The 18,110-nt window shown below is 70.5% G+C and carries 12 protein-coding genes; 2 read left to right on the plus strand and 10 right to left on the minus strand.

Annotated elements, in window-relative coordinates:
- Positions 1–695 precede the first annotated feature (695 nt).
- The 5 genes from AQI70_RS04750 to proB all read right to left on the minus strand — a co-directional run bounded on the left by AQI70_RS04750 (position 696) and on the right by proB (position 6,036).
- Entirely contained in the window at positions 696–1,769 is a 1,074-nt protein-coding gene (locus AQI70_RS04750; protein ID WP_062144493.1) for an SCO2583 family membrane protein, read from the minus strand.
- A 121-nt stretch (positions 1,770–1,890) separates the two neighbouring features.
- Positions 1,891–2,466 (minus strand): SCO2584 family spore wall biosynthesis protein, encoded by a 576-nt coding sequence (locus tag AQI70_RS04755; protein ID WP_062144496.1) that lies wholly within the window; start codon positions 2,464–2,466, stop codon positions 1,891–1,893.
- 206 nt (positions 2,467–2,672) lie between these two features.
- Positions 2,673–3,959, minus strand: a complete 1,287-nt coding sequence (locus AQI70_RS04760) for a glutamate-5-semialdehyde dehydrogenase (RefSeq protein WP_004001324.1) — start codon at positions 3,957–3,959, stop codon at positions 2,673–2,675.
- An 81-nt stretch (positions 3,960–4,040) separates the two neighbouring features.
- Positions 4,041–4,475, minus strand: a complete 435-nt coding sequence (locus tag AQI70_RS04765; RefSeq protein ID WP_004001323.1) for a hypothetical protein — start codon at positions 4,473–4,475, stop codon at positions 4,041–4,043.
- Between the two features lie 454 nt (positions 4,476–4,929).
- A complete protein-coding gene (gene proB, locus AQI70_RS04770; protein WP_062144499.1) occupies positions 4,930–6,036 on the minus strand; it encodes a glutamate 5-kinase in 1,107 nt (368 codons plus the stop codon).
- Positions 6,037–6,279: 243 nt separating this feature from the next.
- Here proB and AQI70_RS04775 point away from each other — a divergent pair, with 243 nt between their 5' ends.
- The gene (locus AQI70_RS04775; RefSeq protein WP_062144502.1) at positions 6,280–7,659 is read left to right on the plus strand and encodes a polysaccharide pyruvyl transferase family protein; all 1,380 of its coding nucleotides are present in this window, start codon (positions 6,280–6,282) and stop codon (positions 7,657–7,659) included.
- A gap of 231 nt (positions 7,660–7,890) precedes the next feature.
- Positions 7,891–9,936, plus strand: a complete 2,046-nt coding sequence (locus AQI70_RS04780; RefSeq protein ID WP_062144504.1) for a hypothetical protein — start codon at positions 7,891–7,893, stop codon at positions 9,934–9,936.
- Here AQI70_RS04780 and AQI70_RS04785 read toward each other — a convergent pair.
- The 5 genes from AQI70_RS04785 to AQI70_RS04805 all read right to left on the minus strand — a co-directional run bounded on the left by AQI70_RS04785 (position 9,905) and on the right by AQI70_RS04805 (position 18,107).
- On the minus strand, positions 9,905–11,128 hold the full coding sequence (locus AQI70_RS04785; protein WP_062144507.1) for a glycosyltransferase family 2 protein: 1,224 nt from the start codon (positions 11,126–11,128) through the stop codon (positions 9,905–9,907). The genes AQI70_RS04780 and AQI70_RS04785 overlap by 32 nt on opposite strands.
- Before the next feature lie 221 nt (positions 11,129–11,349).
- Complete coding sequence (locus AQI70_RS04790; protein ID WP_062144510.1) at positions 11,350–13,431, minus strand: hypothetical protein; 2,082 nt, start codon at positions 13,429–13,431, stop codon at positions 11,350–11,352.
- A gap of 147 nt (positions 13,432–13,578) precedes the next feature.
- Positions 13,579–15,078: a bifunctional cytidylyltransferase/SDR family oxidoreductase gene (locus AQI70_RS04795; protein WP_062144513.1), complete on the minus strand. Its 1,500-nt coding sequence runs from the start codon at positions 15,076–15,078 to the stop codon at positions 13,579–13,581.
- 183 nt (positions 15,079–15,261) lie between these two features.
- Positions 15,262–16,455, minus strand: a complete 1,194-nt coding sequence (locus AQI70_RS04800) for a hypothetical protein (RefSeq protein WP_062144516.1) — start codon at positions 16,453–16,455, stop codon at positions 15,262–15,264.
- Positions 16,456–16,547: 92 nt separating this feature from the next.
- Positions 16,548–18,107: an alkaline phosphatase D family protein gene (locus tag AQI70_RS04805; protein ID WP_062144519.1), complete on the minus strand. Its 1,560-nt coding sequence runs from the start codon at positions 18,105–18,107 to the stop codon at positions 16,548–16,550.
- Positions 18,108–18,110: the final 3 nt, after the last annotated feature.

Genomic DNA, 18,110 nt, shown 5'->3' on the forward strand with positions numbered 1-18,110 from the left:
ATCCCACCCCGTCCGGCATCCAGCACGCCCGGCAGGCCCCCCGCTCAGCCGCGCGCCGGGGAGCACGGCCGGTGCTCCAGCAGCCACCCAGCCAGGCGGTCACTTCCCAGCGCCGGCCGGTGCATTTCAGCCCATCCGGCCCCTGACGACGAGACCACACCATCCCAAGCCCCCACAGCAGCCGGTCACCTCCCCGCGCCGGTCCAGGCAATCTCAGCCCAACCGGCCTCTGACGACGAGACCACGCCATCCCGAGCCCCCACCCACCCGCAGGGACTCGCAGCCTCAGCGGGCGGTCACTTCCCAACGCCGGCCGGTGCATTTCAGCCCATCCGGCGCCTGAGGACGAGACCACGCCATCCCGAGCCCCCACCCACCCGCAGGGGCTCGCAGGCTCAGCGGGCGGTCACCTCCCAACGCCGGCCGGTGCATTTCAGCCCATCCGGCGCCTGAGGACGAGACCACGCCATCCCGAGCCCCCACCCACCCGCAGGGGCTCGCAGATTCAGCGGGCAGTCACCTCCCCCGCGCCGGTCCAGGCAATCTCAGCCCGTCCGGCGTTTGAGGACGAGGCCCGTTCAGGGCCGAAGCGGGGGTCTGGGGGCCGCAGGCCCCCAGACGAGCCCGGGGTCGAAGGGGCGGAGCCCCTGGGGGATGGGACGGGTAGGGGCGGCGGGGGCGAGAAACCCCCCGGCTCACACCTTCGGCTGCGACCCCACCGCCAGCGACCCGCACAACGCCGTCGCCCCACCCGTCGCATACGGGTCGGTCCCCGCCGGGCCCCCCTCCTTGGCCGTCTGGCCGGCCAGCAGCGGATGCAGACGGTTGGTCGAGTCGTCGGCGCAGGACAGCGGCCCTGCCTGGACATAGGAGACGACCAGCTGCGCCTGGTGCAGCCGCAGGTCCTCACGGTCGAACCGGAAGTGCAGCTCGCGCCGGACGGTGAACAACGACGCCTCGGTGCTCTTCTCCCCACCGGTGGCCCGCAACGCGTACACGAACGTGTGGTCCGCCGTGACCTCCAGCGTGGAGGAGTCGGTCTCCGCGGCCTGGAGCGTCCCCTGCACCCGGATCTTGCGATCGGCCAGCTCGGCCTGGGAGGGATCGAAGCGAACCAGCCACCCGGTCGGGGCATGCCGGCCGTCCGCGGCCGGGTGGGCGAAGCTCTGGTCGAACTGGTCCAGTTGTTCGGGGTCCAGCAGCACCCGCACCGGACGGGTCTGGTCGCCGGTCAGCACCTCGGGATACAGCGCGGACCGCACGATGTAGTCCTTCGCGATGCTCAGCGCGTTCGTCACCTGACTGTCCGAGAAGTGCGCGGTACGCCGCGCGGCCGGCAGCGGAACGCCCTCCGCGCCTATCCGGAACTGCGCGGCGGGACTGTTCGCGTACAGGTGTTCGGTGTCGGTCGCTCCAGGCACCTTGCCCTGCGGGGCGAGCGGAATGACGGTCATCCGCAGCGGCTCGGCGGGCGGCCCGGAAGTGGCAGGGGTCTGGTACGGATGCCGTGCCCCCATATAGATCGCCGTGCCGAAGGCCACGGCGATCAGGAACACCAGGACCAGCGCCTGCCGGGACAGCCCCCGGCGACGGGGCGGACGGCGGCGTACCGCGGGCGCGTGGTCGGCTATGCGCTCCTGCGCGGAGAACTCCTGGAGGCGGGCAGCGCGGACGAACGACTCGTCGAAGACGACGGATCGGTATTCGTCCTCCGCACCACCGGGGCCGCCCTCGGGTGTCCCCTCAGGTGGGTCGCCAGGCCCTCCCATATCTTCAGGGTAGGTCGCGGGGAGCTCGGGTAAACGCCGTGCTACACGACAAGTTCTGACAGGTTCTCACCAGGACGGTCAGGCGGCTGTCAGCAGCGTTCAGGCCGTCGCTCGGGGCCGTTCAGGGCGTCCGCGGGATCGCCGAGATGGCCGGCTGGGAGTGGTCGGCGGAGGCGGACGGAGCCGCTCCGCTGCCCTGCTCCAGCCCGGTGGACGCGGGCGGCGTGATCTGGTCCCGGCTGTTGGAGGAGGCCCCGCGGTAGACCGCGGTGAAGGCCAGCGCGACCATGCCGATGCCCATCACGAGCGCGAGGACCCAGGCGACGGGACGGTGCCAGCGGACCTGCTTGCCGTACGCCCCCGGGGCGCCGTAACGGCCCTCCAGGATGTCCGTGTCATCCAGGTCGTCGAGGTCCGGATCATGGCCGAAACCGGGGTGGCCGCCGGGGCCGTACCCGTCCTCGTACCGCTCGCCGCGCCCGTGTGCCCGGCGGGCCTCCGCCTCGGAGGCCTCCGCTCTCGCCTGGGCGGCGGCCAGGAGGCGCTCGACGGCGGTCGGCTCGTGCACCACGGCCGCCCGTACGAAGGCCTCGTCGAAGACCACGGAGGCGAACTCTTCGTCCGACACCCCGCGGTCGTGGTCGTCGTCGGGCTCCCAGCCGTCAGGGAACGGCGTGCCCCCCACGTCCTCCGGCACGGATCCAGAGTAGACCTGGGGGGTCAATTTGGGCAGACGGTATGGAAATTCATCCGCCTTGTGAGACGCCTCTCGTGCGGCACGGAGGCAGTCCGGGGGCGCGTGTCGGACGCATATGCCCTGGCCGCGCGCCCCGCGCCGCAACGCCCTCCGATGCGCCCCCGAACAGCGGGGCACGCCCCCGACCGAGGTTTTCCTCCCGCGGCTCAGCGGCGCACGTGCCCGTCCCCGGTGACGATGTACTTCGTGCTGGTCAGCTCCGGCAGCCCCATCGGCCCACGGGCGTGCAGCTTCTGCGTGGAGATGCCGATCTCCGCGCCGAAGCCGAACTGGCCGCCGTCCGTGAAGCGCGTGGAGGCGTTCACCGCGACCGTGGTGGAGTCGACCAGCTGGGTGAAGCGGCGGGCGGCCTGCTGCGAGGTGGTGACGATGGCCTCGGTGTGGCCGGAGGTCCACAGGCGGATGTGCTCGACGGCCTTGTCCAGGGAGTCCACGACCGCGGCGGCGATGTCGTACGACAGGTACTCGGTCTCCCAGTCCTCCGCGGTGGCCTCGACGACGGTCGCCTTGGAGTCCTTGGCGTACGCCAGCACCCGCTCGTCGGCGTGCACGGTCACCCCGGCCTCCGCGAGGGCGTCCAGGGCGCGCGGCAGGAACTCGGGCGCGATGTCCTGGTGGACCAGGAGGGTCTCGGCGGCGTTGCAGACGCTGACGCGCTGAGCCTTGGAGTTGATCAGGATCTCGATGGCCATGTCGAGGTCGGCGTGGGCGTCGACGTAGACGTGGCAGTTGCCGGTGCCGGTCTCGATCACCGGAACGATGGACTCCGAGACGACCGTCTGGATCAGGGAGGCGCCGCCGCGCGGGATCAGCACGTCGACGAGCCCGCGGGCCCGCATCAGCTCGCGCACGCTCTCGCGGCTCTCGCCGGGCACGAGCTGCACGGCGTCGGCGGGCAGCCCGGCCCCGCCCACGGCGTCGCGGATCACCCGGACGAGAGCGGTGTTGGACTCGTACGCCGAGGCCGAGCCGCGCAGCAGTACGGCGTTGCCGGACTTCAGACACAGGGCTGCGGCGTCCACGGTGACGTTCGGACGGGCCTCGTAGATGATGCCGACGACACCCAGCGGGACGCGGACCTGGCGCAGGTCGATGCCGTTGGGAAGCGTGGACCCGCGGACGACCTCGCCGACCGGGTCGGGCAGCGCGACGACGTCCCGTACGTCGGCGGCGATGGCCCGCACACGCTCCGGCGTCAGCGTCAGCCGGTCGATGATCGCCTCGCTGGTGCCGGCCTCACGGGCCTTGGCGATGTCCTTGGCGTTGGCCTCGACGATCTCGCTCGTACGGACCTCCAGGGCGTCCGCGATGGCGAGCAGCGCGTCGTCCTTCTCGGCCCGCGGGAGCGGGGCGAGGTCGGCGGCGGCGGCCTTGGCACGGTAGGCGGCCTGGGTGACCGGGGACATGGAGTCGTACGGGGAGAGCGTGGTCATGCTTGAAGGGTAGTGCGCTTCCGAGGCCCGCTCCTCGCTCATTCCAAACCCCGAGACAAGCGCACAGGTGGGGCAAGGTTCTCAAAAGGGATGGACGCCCACCGGGGTCGCCGGTAGCGGCCCGTAGCCCTCGGCGATGCGCTGGTGGTAGGTCTCGCGGTCGATGACCTCCAGGCCGACGATCTCCCAGGGCGGCAGTCCCGCGGTCTGCCGGTGCTCGCCCCACAGACGCAGGGCGACGGCGGCCGCGTCGTGCAGGTCGCGGGCCTCCTCCCAGTAGCGGATCTCGGCGTGATCGTTGGCGTATCTGCTGGTCAGCAGAAAGGGGTGGTCATGGGCGAGCTGTTCGAGGGCGCGCCGCACCTCCTTCAGCGGGGCCTCCCGGCCGGAGACGCTGAGGGTGACGTGCCACAGGCGGGGCAGGTCCTCGGGCTCCTTGTACCGGTCGCCGGCCGCGACGCTCGTCAAGGCGCGTTCCTCGCCGACCGTGCGGGACGCCGCCGCCCCAGGGCGCACTCGTCTCACGACGGCCTCCTTTACGCAAGGGTCGAGCAGTGCTCGCGCGAAATGTGTCCCTGAAACAAAGTTGAGCAGGCCGCAAGCAATCGCGGGGCGATTTTGCGGAACGTCCACCTCAGGGCGACGTCTGCAACGGGGCGTTCCCCCCGTTTTCGGCCGGGGGTCCGGGGGTTGCCCCCCGGGGCAATGCAGCGCGGAACGTCCACCTCAGGGCGACGTCCACAACGGGGCGTTCCCCCCGTTCTCGGCCAGGGATCCGGGGGTCACCCCCCGGGGCAATGCAGCGCGGAACGTCCACCTCAGGGCGACGTCCACAACGGGGCGTTCCCCCCGTTCTCGGCCAGGGATCCGGGGGTCACCCCCCGGGGCAATGCAGCGCGGAACGTCCACCTCAGGGCGACGTCCACAACGGGGCGCCCCCTCCGCTTCGGGCGCCGCCGCCCAGCCGCACTCAGGGATGCAGGATCACCAAGTCGTCCCGGTGGACAACCTCACGCTCGTACTCCGCCCCCAGTTCCCGCGCCAGTTCCCGGGTCGACCGGCCCAGCAGCTGCGGGATCTCCTTGGCGTCGAAGTTGACGAGCCCACGGGCGACGGCACGCCCCCGGGTGTCCCGCAGTTCGACCGGGTCGCCCGCGCTGAACTCCCCTTCGACGGCGGCGATCCCGGCCGGCAGCAGTGACTTGCGGCGCTCCACGACCGCCCGTACCGCGCCGTCGTCCAGCGTCAGGGAGCCCTGCGGGGTGGACGCGTGCTGCAGCCACAGCAGCCGGTCGGCGGAGCGCTTGCCGGTGGCGTGGAAGTAGGTGCCGGTGTCGCCCCCCGAGAGGGCCTCGGCGGCGTGGATCGCGCTGGTGAGGACGACCGGGATACCCGCGGCGGCCGCGATCCGGGCCGCCTCGACCTTGGTGACCATGCCACCGGTGCCGACGCCGGCCTTGCCCGCGCTGCCGATCTCGATCCCCGCCAGGTCTGACGGCCCCCGCACCTCCGCTATCCGCGAGGTGCCGGGCCTGCTGGGGTCGCCGTCGTACACGCCGTCCACGTCGGACAGCAGCACCAGGAGATCCGCCCGTACAAGATGAGCCACCAGGGCGGCGAGGCGGTCGTTGTCGCCGAAGCGGATCTCGTCCGTGGCGACGGTGTCGTTCTCGTTGACGACCGGGAACGCGCCCATCGCGAGGAGCTTGTCGAGGGTGCGCGAGGCGTTGCGGTGGTGGGCGCGGCGGCTCATGTCGTCGCTGGTCAGCAGCACCTGCCCGACGCGGACGCCGTAGCGGGCGAAGGAGGCGGTGTAGCGGGCGACGAGGAGGCCCTGCCCGACGCTGGCGGCGGCCTGCTGGCGGGCCAGGTCCTTGGGGCGGCGGCGCAGGCCCAGCGGGGCGAGGCCGGCGGCGATGGCGCCGGAGGAGACGAGGACGATCTCCCTCTCCCCACCGCTGCGGCTCTTGGCGAGGACGTCGACGAGCGCGTCCACGCGGTCGGCGTCCAGGCCGCCCGACGCGGTGGTCAGCGACGAGGACCCCACCTTCACGACGATCCTGCGGGCCTCGCCCACGGCCTGCCTTGCCCCTGCCACCTGTGCTCTTTCCCCTCGCGCGCGTCCGGTTCCCCTGTCCGGCAATCTACGCGAAGCGGCTCGGGCGGCGCGCGCGCATTCCAGCCCCCGGACGGGCAGGGCGTAGCAGTTTGTTCACGCTTCGCATACGGCAAAAAGGTTGCGTTGGTTGCCTATAGAAAACAAAGACCACGCAAACATAATTTGAACCCTGTGCCACACAATGCTCACCAGGCTTCCCGCGTGAAGCGCGTCCTCCTGCGTTCGGGAAAGAGTCCCTACGACGTCGTCTCCATCGAGGAGGCCCTGCACAGGGACGTCATCGCCACCAACTCCGGCAACCTGATCTTCAGTGACGCCACCCACAAGATCCTCGAAACCCCGCGCACGGAGGTCGTCTCGAACGGCATCCGCACCGACGTCTCGGCGGCGGGCCGGATCAACGAGGAGTACGACGCCTTCGTCGTGCCGCTCGCCAACGCGTTCCGGCCATCGTTCGAGGCGCAGTTGAAGCGATTGACGCGGCTGATCGGCAAGTTGCGCATACCCGTGGTCGTCGTGGGGGTCGGCGCCCAGGCCGGGCTCGGCTACAACGCGGCGCGTCTGAAGGGCATCGAGCCCGTGGTGCGCGAGTTCGTCTCGGCCGTGCTCGACCGCAGCGCCTCGATCGGGGTGCGCGGCGAGTTCACCGAGAAGTACCTGAAGGACCTGGGGTTCCGGGACGTCGAGGTCATCGGCTGTCCGTCGCTGTTCCTGTACGGCAAGGACCTCACCGTCACCAAGCGGGAGCCGGCCCTCGGCCCCGGCTCCCGGATCGCGGTCAACGGCTCGCACAGCGCGGTGAGGTCCCAGGGCCTGGACCGGGTCATCACCCGCGCCCACGCGCGCTATCCGTACCTGCGGTTCATCGGCCAGAACCTCAGCGACGCACGGCAGCTGCACTGGCGGGACCTGTCCGACCCGAACGGCCGGGTGACGGCGATGCCGACCCACCCCGATCACCCGATGTACCGGGAGGACAAGGTCCGCGTCTACATCGACCCGGTCACCTGGATCGACGACCTGCGCACCTTCGACTTCTCCTTCGGCTCCCGCATCCACGGCAACATCGCCGCGCTGCTCGCGGGCACGCCGGCGACCGTGCTGTGCGGCGACTCGCGCACGCTGGAGCTGTGCCGCTACTTCGACATCCCGCACCGCAGGATCGACAAGCTGCCCGAGGACCTGGACCCGGCACAGCTCTACGAAGAGGCCGATTTCGGCGCCCTGATGGGCAGCCATCAGGAGCGGTTCGAGCGGTTCACGGCGTTCCTGGACCACAACGGCCTGGAGAACACGTTCACGCACGGCGACGGCGGCGCCGCCTTCGAGGAGCGCATGCGCTCGTTGAGCTTCCCGGCGGGCATCCGCCCCTGGAACGACGCCGACCTCGCCTCGCTCACCACCCGGTTCGGCTGGCTGCAGAGCCGTATCAGCGAACTGGCCACGGACAACGACCGGTTGAAGCGGGAACTGACCCGCGCCACCGATTCGGGCACGGCACTGCCGGCGTCCGTGTACCGGCGCGCACGCCGTGTGGTGGGGCGCCCCATCCGCCGGGCGCTCCAGTCGGGACGGCAGTAGCGGGGCTCCTGAGCGGTGCGCTTCGGCAGCCCCCCCCCCGCCCCCCAGGGGCGCGGGGCTGGGGTGATGTGCGGCTCCGCCGCGATGGGCCGCGACCAGCCACGATGGCGCGGCGGACGGCCGACGGCACAGGGCGCCACTCCGGGCGGAGCGCCATGTGCGTGTCGTCTGCAGGTCGGCGCGCGTTAACCCGGTCGCACCAGTCCCGCGCCGACCTTGGAGTGACCGCAGTTGCCCACACCCCTGTCCCGCATCCCGGCGAGAGCGCTCGTCACGGCTCTCCTGGCCGCCGCCTTCGGCGCCCAGGCCGTGGCGGCGCTGCGCCCGCACGTCCCGCTGCTGCTGGCGGCGACGGTCACCTCCCTGGCCGTCGAGGGCGTGCTGTACCGCTGGCAGCGCGGCATGCTGTCCGTGTTCGCCAAGTCGCACGCGGACATCACCGTGCGGCATGTGCTGCGGGACCTGCTGCTGGTGGTGGGTCTGCTGCGGCTCGGCGAGCAGCAGCGGGAGACGCTGTACGCCCCGCTGGTCGCGGGCCTGCTCGCCTTCTACGCGCTGCACTGCGTGATCCAGGCGCTCTCGGTCCTGGTCCGGCGCACCCGCACCCTGCCGGTGATCACCCGTAACATCGACGCCTCCGCCCTGCGCCTGTCCCCCGCCCCGCCCCTGCTGCTGCGCCGCCCCGGCCACCGTCTGCTGGTCTTCGGCCTCCCGGCGACGGGGGGCCTGCTGGCCACGGCCGCCATCGACGACCCCCGCTGCGCCGCGCTCGGCATCGCGCTCTCCCTGGGGCTGGCCCTGCTGGGCCTGTACGACCTTCTCGTACGGCTGCTGCCGAGCCGTCGTCCGGCGGGCGAGCGGGAGGCGCTGGAGTGGCTCGACGCCTGGCTGGCCAAGTACCGGCCGACGGTCGGGCTGTACTTCTCCGGCGGGGCGTCCTCGGCGTACCAGGCGAACATGTGGCTGGAGCCGCTCGCCGAGCTGGAGGGCCGTCCGCTGATCGTGCTGCGCGAGCGGTTCATGGTGCAGAAGATCGCGCCGACCGACGTCCCGATCCTGTGCCTGCCGAAGGTCTCCACGCTGATGCGGCTGGAGCAGTCCACGCTCCAGGTCCTCATCCACCCCGCCAACTCCGGCAAGACCTCCCAGGTGCTGCGCATCCCCACGCTCAAGCACACCTTCGTCAACCACGGGGAGAGCGACAAGCTGTCGTCCTGCAACCCGTACGCGAAGGCCTACGACGAGGTGTGGGTGGCCGGTCCGGCGGCGCGGGAGCGGTACGCGATGGCCGAGGTCGGCGTGGAGGACAAGGACGTGGTGGAGATCGGCCGCCCGCAGCTGGACGCCGTACGGCCGTACTCGGGTCCGCCGGCCGGCGCGTGCACGACGGTTCTGTACGCGCCGACCTGGGAGGGCTGGGACGGCAACCCCGGCAACACCTCGGTCATCGAGGCCGGCGAGAACCTCGTACGGGCGCTGCTCGCGGACCCGGGCGTGCGGCTGCTGTACAAGCCGCATCCGCTGACCGGGTCGGTGGATCCGCGAGCGGGGGCGGCCGATCTGCGCATCCGCGAGCTGATCAGGGCCGCGAACCGGGAGCGGACGGGAGAGCGACCGCGCGACACCGGTGAGCTCGCCCTTCGTACCCGCGAGCTGGACCGCCTCACCACGACCGACGTCCGGGCGAGCGCCGATCAGCTGGAGCGGATGATGCTGCAGGCGGCGCCCGAGCCGGGCCGGGCGCAGGCGGTGGCGCGTGCCATGGCCGCCTGGGAGGAGGCGTACTGGGCCTCGCTGCCGGAGTGGGAGCACCAGGTCGTCATGGATGCCCGGCCCACGCTGTACGCCTGCTTCAACCGGGCCGATCTGCTCATCAGCGATGTGTCGAGCGTGATCAGCGACTTTCTGGCGAGCGGGAAGCCGTACGCCGTGGCGAACACCAGCGGCCTCGCGGAGGACGTGTTCCGCAAGGCCTTCCCGACCGTGCGCGCGGCGACCGTGCTGACGCCGGACGCGGCCGGGGTGCCGGAACTGCTGGAGACGGTGCGGCACCCCGAGCGGGACCGACTGGTCGAGGCCCGGGTGGAGTTGAAGCGCCACCTGCTGGGTCCTGACGAGCCGCCGTCACAGGTGCGCTTCAACGAGGCCGTGCAGGCGCTGTGTTCGGCGGCCCGGGAGCACCGGGTGCGGATGGAGGAGCGGCTGGCGGCGGAGATCCCCGAGATCCCGGACCAGCGCCGGTCCCTCACGCCGCAGCAGCCCGCCCGCCCGGTGTAGCCCCGCCCGAGCGCAGCACCCGGCGCGCCTTGCGCACCGCCCGCCGCAGGAACGAGTCCACGCCGCCCTCGCGGTAGCCGGGGAAGGCGCGGGCCTCGCGCGGTTCGGCGAGGTACACGGAGTCGGGTATCCCCGCCGCGGCGTCCCGGAAGTGCGGGTAGGCGAGGTAGACACGGCGGCCCTTCCTCTCCAGGAGGGCCGCCGGCTGCTTCTTGGCCTTGATGAACTGCACGACGGGCAGCAGGAGTTCGGGGCGCTGTTCGGCGACCAGGTGCAGCCGCAGGCGCTCCTCGACCTTGAGGCGGCGGGCGACACCCGGGGTCCAGTGGGCGTCCATCAGGGGCTTCGCCAGTTCCAGCTTGTGCTGCCGGACCTTCTCGCTGTCCTTGGCGTACTTGGGCCCGAACTGCGGCAGCAGGGTGATGAGGAAGGGGCGGACCATGAGCAGGTCGCGCCGCTCTCCCGCGGGGACGAGCTCGGATATCAGGTTCATCAGGGCGCGCGCGGAGTCGAAGCGGAGGGTGTAACCACCGCTCTTCGTCACATGCTTGCCGTCGTCGCGGCCCACCAGGTAGTAGCAGGTGTAGTCGGCGATCACGGATACGCCGTCGGCCCGCAGATAGGCCTCCATCGTGAACAGCGCGTCCTCGCCGGTCCACAGGGACTCGTCGAAGCGCATGTTGTGCCGGGTCAGCAGCTCACGGCGGAAGAGTTTCTGCGCGCTCAGCGTGAACTTGATGTTGGAGGAGAAGACGTCGGTCCTCTCCAGCGTCCTGCCCCACATCGACTTGGGCGCGGTGCGGTTGACGCCCTCGACCCGGCCGAGCACCACGTCGGTGCCGTTCTTGTCGGCCATCGCGACCATGCGCTCCAGGGCCTCGGGGCCCAGCCGGTCGTCGGCGTCCAGGAAGAAGACGTAACGCCCGGCCGCCTTGCCCAGACCGACGTTACGGGGGCCGCTGGGGCCGCCGGAGTTCTCCTGCCGGATCACGGTCACCGGCATTGGGGCGCGGGCCGCGAACTCCTCCAGGCACTCCCCCGTGCCGTCCGTCGAACCGTCGTCGACGGCGATGACCTCGATGCGTTCCGGGTCGATGGTCTGTGCCTCGACGGACGCCAGGCACTCGACCAGGTACGGCATCGCTTCGTACGCCCCGATGATCACAGTCACATCAGGCTGCGTGACGGTCACGTTTCCCCCTTGTCAACGGGAAATTTCCCCCGTATCGCCTCATTCACTACCTAGTAGACGACTGGGCCATGCAAGCGGTTGCCTCACGCCCCTGCTTTTGTGACCCAGCACACAGAGCGAGTTGACATGGACTCAGGCTATTCGGGAAACGTAAGAGGCCCACTAGAAACGGCGCGGCCCCCGAGGATCACTCCTCGGGGGCCGCGCCGTGAGTCCGCAGGTCAGGCCGGCACATCGTCCCCGGCTGCCGCCACCCGCTGCCCGGGTACGGTCGCCGGCACTGCCTCGGCGGCTCCGGCCGCCGTCCGTGACTCCTGGCCGACGTTGCGCGTCTCGGCCTTGATCGCGAGGTTCGCCACCGCGGTGTTGAACTGCTCGATGGACGTCGGCTCGTCCGGGCCGAGCAGGTACCGCTTGAGGTCCTTGCGGTCCTCGGCCAGCGGGTCGGCCGACGGGTCGCGTACGGCGTCCAGCAGCTCGCCCAGCTCGGCCGCGCTGTTGGACAGGATCGTCGCGGCACGCACCGCCGTGTTCTGCCGCTTGAACTCCTCCACACCCAGCTCGGCGGAGTCCGTGACGGCGTACGGCTTGCCGCTGGCGATGAAGTCGGAGACCACGCTGGAGATGTCGGAGACCATCGCGTCGGAGACGTTGAAGCAGTCGTACAGGCGCGGCTCGGCACCCGTGATGACACGGTGCTCGTGGCTGCCGAAGGAGCGCCAGTAGGCGTCGTTCCACTCGGCGCGCAGCCGGGCGATCTCCTCGTGCCTGGCGAGGTCGACCAGGCCGTCCCGGGTGGCCACGGCCTCGTCGCCGGCGCCGTTGCCCTTGCCGCCCTTGACCTTGCCGGACAGCTCGGCGAGCCGGGCCTCGATACGGGCGAGCTCCGCCTTGGCGGCGGCCTGCGCGGCGGTGTCGGCCTGGAAGCGCGGGTCGGCGGCGCGCTCGGCGGCGGCCTGCTCGACCAGGGCGGTGATCCGCTTGTGCGCGGCGCCGGCCTCCTTGCTGACGGTGCCGGTGAAGGGGTGCGGCTTGTACAGGACGCGGACCGGCGGGTCGGCCTGCACCAGCTTGCTCACGATGTTCTCACCGGCCAGCACGATCGAGGTGTTGCCGGGGTTGCCGTCCCAGCCCTCCCAGGTCGGCGCGTAGAGCACGGTCGGGATACGTCCCTCCGGCACGCCCTGCCGGCTCTGGATGGGCGCAAGCTGCGGGCGGCCGACCTCCACGATGTCCTCGTCGCGGACGCCGACGTCGGCGATGGCGTAGCGGTCGCGGCCCGCGCGGCCGGCGGTCCACACCTCGTCGTAGACCTTGCTGTACGGGTTGACACTGGCCAGCTTGTCGCTGTCTCCGTGGCCGATGAAGACGTGCTTCATGGTCGGGACGCGCAGCAGGTGGATGTTCTTGCCGACGTTCGCCGCGTACAGCGCGACCCGCACGTTGGACAGGTCCATGTTCATCAGGTGCACCCCTCCGGGCACGCAGATGACGGGGACCGTGGTGGGCGCCAGGTTGTTCAGGATGACCCGCTCGCGCAGGATGATCAGCGGCTTGGAGTCCAGCTTCTCCATGGTCTCCAGCCACATGTTGACCTGGTAGGCGGAGTCCTTGGAGCCGGAGAAGTACAGCACCGTCTCGGGCCGGTACTCGGCCAGCCAGTCGTCGACGGCGGCCAGGACGGTCTCCGCGTTCGGCGGGATCTTCCGGCCGCGGACGTACGGCATGAGCGCCAGCACGTACAGGCAGCCCAGGCCCACCGTGAGGCCGATGCCGACGAAGCCGGCGACGGCCGACTCCAGGACGGCGGAGACGAGGATGCCGATGACGGCCGCGAGGTCGAGGTGCAGCATCTTCTCGGCGGAGCGGTGCAGCAGCCTCCGCGGCGGGGCGTCCGGGATGCGGATGCGCGAGGCGAGGTCGACGTTGCGGGTGGCGACCGGCATACGGCGGCGGTTGCGGATCAGGGTGACCAGCGCGCCGTGCGGGGCCTGGAGGCCGTAGAACGCTATGAAGCAGGCGATCGCGCCGTAGTAGATCAGGTCGTCCGCGAGGCCGAGCCGGGCCAGCAGCAGGATCAGCAGCAGCTGTCTGATCAGGAAACGGATCGACAGACCGGCCCGGACCTTGCTGAGGCGGTTGACCAGATAGCTGCCCTTGCGGTGCAGATAGTGGTCCGCCAGGTACGTCACGGCGGCCGCGGCCGCGAAGGCGGGAACGCTCGGGACGAGCGCGGCCAGCATGAGCGCCGGGAAGCCCAGGATCATGAGGGCCGCCGCGGCCAGCTCGGCCGGGCTGCCCACCCGGGCGACGCGAATAGCGGTGGATATCACGGAGAACCTGCTCAGGGGGAGGGGCCGGTCTGAAGAAGGAAGGACTCAGGCCCCTGTGAATTCTTCGTGACCGAAGAATCGCAGAGGCCTGAATTCCATAAGGCTATTAACTGTTGATTATGCCATGCCATCCTGGCGGTCCAGGACACTGGCCAGCGCCTGCTCGAACCCGGACGCCTTGCCCGCGGCGGCCGTCGGGTCCTGCTGGCGGACGTCGATGACATGGCCGGTCAGCTCGGACAGCAGCACGTCGAGGGAGGTGCGGGCGACGGCCTCGGAGGAGAGCAGGGTGCCCGCGGGCTCCTGGCCGAAGGCCTTGGTGCGCATCGGGGTCGCGGTGCGCTCCGGGTTGATGCAGTTCACGCGGATGCCGTCGCCGGCCCACTCGTCGGACAGGGCCTGGGTGAGGTTCACCATCGCGGCCTTGGTCGAGGAGTAGAGGCTGTACTCGGCGCGTCCGCGGGTGTAGCTGCTGGAGGTGTACAGCAGCAACTGGCCCTTGGTCTCGGACAGGTACTTGTACGAGGAGCGCGCGATCTGCACCGGGGCGAGGTAGTTGACCTTCAGCGCCTCCTCGATGGTGGCGTTGTCGGTCTCGGCCAGCTTCCCTATGCGCAGCACACCGGCGGTGTTGACGACGTAGTCGATGCGCCCGGTCTCGGCGTAGGCCTTGGACAGCGCGTCGTCGACCTCCTCCGGGTTCTCCACGTGCGTGCCGGTGGTGGAGCGGCCCAGCGCGTACACCTTGGCGCCGTAGGACTCGGCGAGTTCGGCGATGTCCTTGCCGATGCCGTAGGAGCCGCCGAAGACGACGACGGTCTTGCCGGTCAGCAGCTGACGGTAGGCCTCCTCGCTCACCTGCTCGGGAGCGGCGGTGGAGGCCAGCTGGAAGAGCTTGTCGGCGATGAAGACGTCGACGGGCTGGGTGACCTTCATGTTGTACTCGTCACCCGCGACGACGTGGATCGGCACGTCCGGCAGGTACTTGAGCACGACGGAGCAGTCGTCCGTGGCCTGGAAGTTGGGGTCACCGGCCGCGACCGCGTAGGCGCGGCGGATCGTGGACAGCTTGAAGGCCTGCGGGGTCTGGCCGCGGCGCAGGCGGGAGCGGTCCGGGATCTCGGTGATGAACTCGCCGTCCTCGCCGTGCGTACGGGTCACGATGATGGTGTCCGCGGACGGGATGGCGACGTCGACGGCCTGGAAGCGCTCCAGCGCCGTCACGCAGTCGTCGATGACGCGCTGCGACAGCAGGGGGCGGACGGCGTCGTGGAAGAGGACGTTGAGGTCCTCGCCCTCGGCCAGGCCCTCGCCGAGGGCGGAGATGGCGCGCTCGGTGGTCTCGTTGCGGGTGGAGCCACCCTCGATGATCTTCTTGACCTTCTGGAACCCGGCCTTGGCGACGATCTTCTCGACGTCCGGCACATAGCCCGGGGCCATCAGCACGATGACGTCGTCGATCGAGTCGGCCTTCTCGAAGGTGGTCAGGGTGTGCTCGATGACTGCCTTGCCGGCGATCTTCAGCAGCTGCTTGGGGATCGACAGACCCACACGCTGGCCGGTGCCACCGGCCAGGATCACTGCGGTGGTGCGGGGCTTGGCTATGTGCTGGGACACAGGTGACCTACCTTGCGACGACTGGGAACTTGGAAATGCTCCCACTTGTGGTTACCGCAGTGCAAGGTGAGCGCCCCCGACTGCATATGTGCGCGCAACCTGTCATTCACCTTGTACGCATGGTCATTGTCGAGAGGTCCTGACGGCACCCGAGGCGAATTGCTGTGAGTAACGGCACAGCCTTCACCGAAGCCTCAGCCGCCTGAGGCAGCGGTGGCCGAGTACCCGCACGAGTTCCTTCGACGGTGTCTGGTGAACCGTACGCGACTTGGCGGGCGCGGCGTGCCGTACGGGTGCGGCGGCCGCCGCGGCGAGGGCCCCGTAAAGGGCCTGGGCCGCCGTTTCGGGGGCGATGCGCGGTGCGATTTCCGTACGGCCGACGGGTTTTTCCATGCTGGACAAAAGGTGCAAGTCGCCCACAACGCGCACTCCGCTCGCGCCGATACGTTCCGCCATCTCCGCCCCGATCCCGGCGGCGGCCTCGACGGCCCACCGCGGAGTGCCGATCTTCACGTCGTCGGGGCCGGGAGCGCACGCATTCTTCATATGCATCACGGCACCGTTCCGGACGAGTTGCGAATAGAGCTCCGCGGGCAGCTCATTGGCGCGGAATTCCTTATTAAGATTCCGCAGCATTTCGGTCTCGGCGAGGGTGAGCGAGCGATTCACCGCGTCCGCGACGGGGTGCAGAAGACGCGCGGGCAGTCCGAGCAGTGCCTCGAAGGTGCGCATCAGGCCGTCGCGGTCGCGGTCGTCCACCACGACGACGGTGACCCGCTGCGGGCCGACCACCCGGGCCCAGCGCCCGATCAGCCGGTCGTGCCGGTGCCGGCGCCAGAAACTGGGGTTGGGCTTTTCGTACGGCGGCTTTCCGAGCATGTGCTCCAGCCAGTCCTCGTAGCCCATGCGCAGGCCGTTCTGCACGTACTGCTGCCACTGCGAGGGCATGATCCTGGCCAGCGGGCGCAGGGTGACCAGGACGTGCACGCGGTCGCCGCCGAGCTGCCCGACGATCCGCTCGATCGTCTCGTCGTCGGGGGCGTCGGCGAAGAACTCGCTGCTGATCACGCAGGTGCGCCCGCCCGTCGCACGCACCCGCTCCAGCAGCCGCTCCCAGTGCCGCTCGGTGGGCTCGACGTCACCCATCATCCCGGTGCGGGCACAGGCGGCCAGGACCGCCTCCATGGGGTGCCGGGTGGTGGCCGGCCACTCGACGCCGTGCCGGGCCATGGCGTCCCTGGCCTCGAACAGCGCGCCCTGGATCGAGGTGGTGCCCGTCTTGTGCGGGCCGATGTGCAGCAGCCGGGTCCCGGCGGACAGCGGGGTGAGCACGCCGCCGCCGGCCGGGAGTTCATCTCTCGTGCAGTCCGTCTCCATGGTCAGAGGACGGTAAGAGCGCTTGCTGAGAGAGCGCTGAGAGTGACCTGGGACACGGATGAGTCCCAGCCCCCCATCAGGAGTCACCGGAGTCACACGACCTCGACGCCCGGCTGTCCCGCCTCCACCCGCAGCCGGGCCAGCGTGCTCGGCGTCGCCGTCGGCTGCCGGACGGTGTCCACGATCCTGACCTGAGCGTCGATGCCGTCGCGGCGGATGTCGAAGAGGTGGTAGCCCCGATGGGCGTCGAGCAGCTTCCAGTGCGGGTTGTCCGGGACGCGCGGGTCCCACTCCCGGTGGAAGGCGTCCTGGTCCTGGTCGCCGTTGCTGGAGATGGAGGTGCCCACGAACTCGGCGCCCACGACGGCGGAGTCCGGGTCGGCGTAGTCCTCCTTGAGGTCGCTGATCATCGTGAGGTGCCGGTCGCCGGTGAAGACGACGGGGTTGCGGACGTGCTTCAACTCGCCCATCAGTGCGTTGCGTTCGGCCTGGTAGCCGTCCCAGGCGTCGTAGTACCAGATCTTGCCCTCGCCGACCTTGAGATCGGTCTCGGCCATCATGATCTGGGAGCCGATCATGTTCCAGCGGGCCGGCGAGTGGCGCAGCCCGTCGATCAGCCACTCCCGCTGCTCGGCGCCGAGCATGGTGAGCGAGGGATCCTGGGCGCCTTCCTGGCTGGTGGCCTGGTCGCTGCGGTACTGCCGGGTGTCCAGCACGCTGAGCCGGGCCAGGCGGCCGAATTCGAGGCGGCGGTACATCTGGATGTGCGGGCCGTTCGGGATGGCGCTCGCCCGGACCGGCATGTGCTCGTAGAACGCCTGGTAGGCGGCCGTCAGCCGGGCCACGAAGGCGTCGTGCGGCTGCTTGTCCGGGTCCTGCGGGATCTCGCCGGCGAAGTCGTTGTCGACCTCGTGGTCGTCGAAGGTGACCACCCAGGGCGCGTTCGCGTGCATCGCGGCGAGGTCCGGGTCGGTGCGGTACTGGGCGTACCGGTTGCGGTACTGGACCAGGGTGTACGGCTCGTCGGTGCCCTCGTGGCGGCGCAGTGCCGTCGCCGACGGCCTCGACTCGTAGATGTAGTCGCCGACGAACAGGACGAAGTCCGGGTCCTGGGCCAGCATGTCGGCGTACGGCGTGAAGTAGCCGTGCTGCCAGTTCTGGCAGGAGGCCAGCGCCATCCGCAGCCGGCCGCCGGAGCTGTGCGGGTGGGGCGCGGTGCGGGTGCGGCCGGTGGGCGAGAGCTGGCCGCCGGCGCGGAAGCGGTACCAGTACGTACGGCCCGGGCGCAGCCGCCGTACATCCACGTGAACGCTGTGCCCCAGCTCGGGCCGGGCCTGGGCGACGCCCCGGCGCACCGGCTTTCGGAACCGTTCGTCCTCGGCTATCTCCCACTCGACCGAGACGGTGGTGTCGGGCATTCCGCCGCCGTTCAGCGGGTCCGGGGCGAGTCTGGTCCACAGGACGATGCCGTCGGGCAGCGGGTCACCGGAGGTGACGCCGAGGCTGAACACGCCGTCGGGCAGGGGCGTTTCGGTCGCCCGGGCCGTGGCCGGCAGCCACAGCTGGGCGGAGGCCGCGGCGCCGAGGACTGCGGCCCCCGCGGTCAGAAAGCGGCGTCGGTCGGGTGATACGGGCCCGGACGCTCCGGTCATCGG

Origin of the sequence: Streptomyces curacoi, assembly GCF_001513975.1 — a bacterium.
GTDB classification, from domain to species: domain Bacteria; phylum Actinomycetota; class Actinomycetes; order Streptomycetales; family Streptomycetaceae; genus Streptomyces; species Streptomyces curacoi.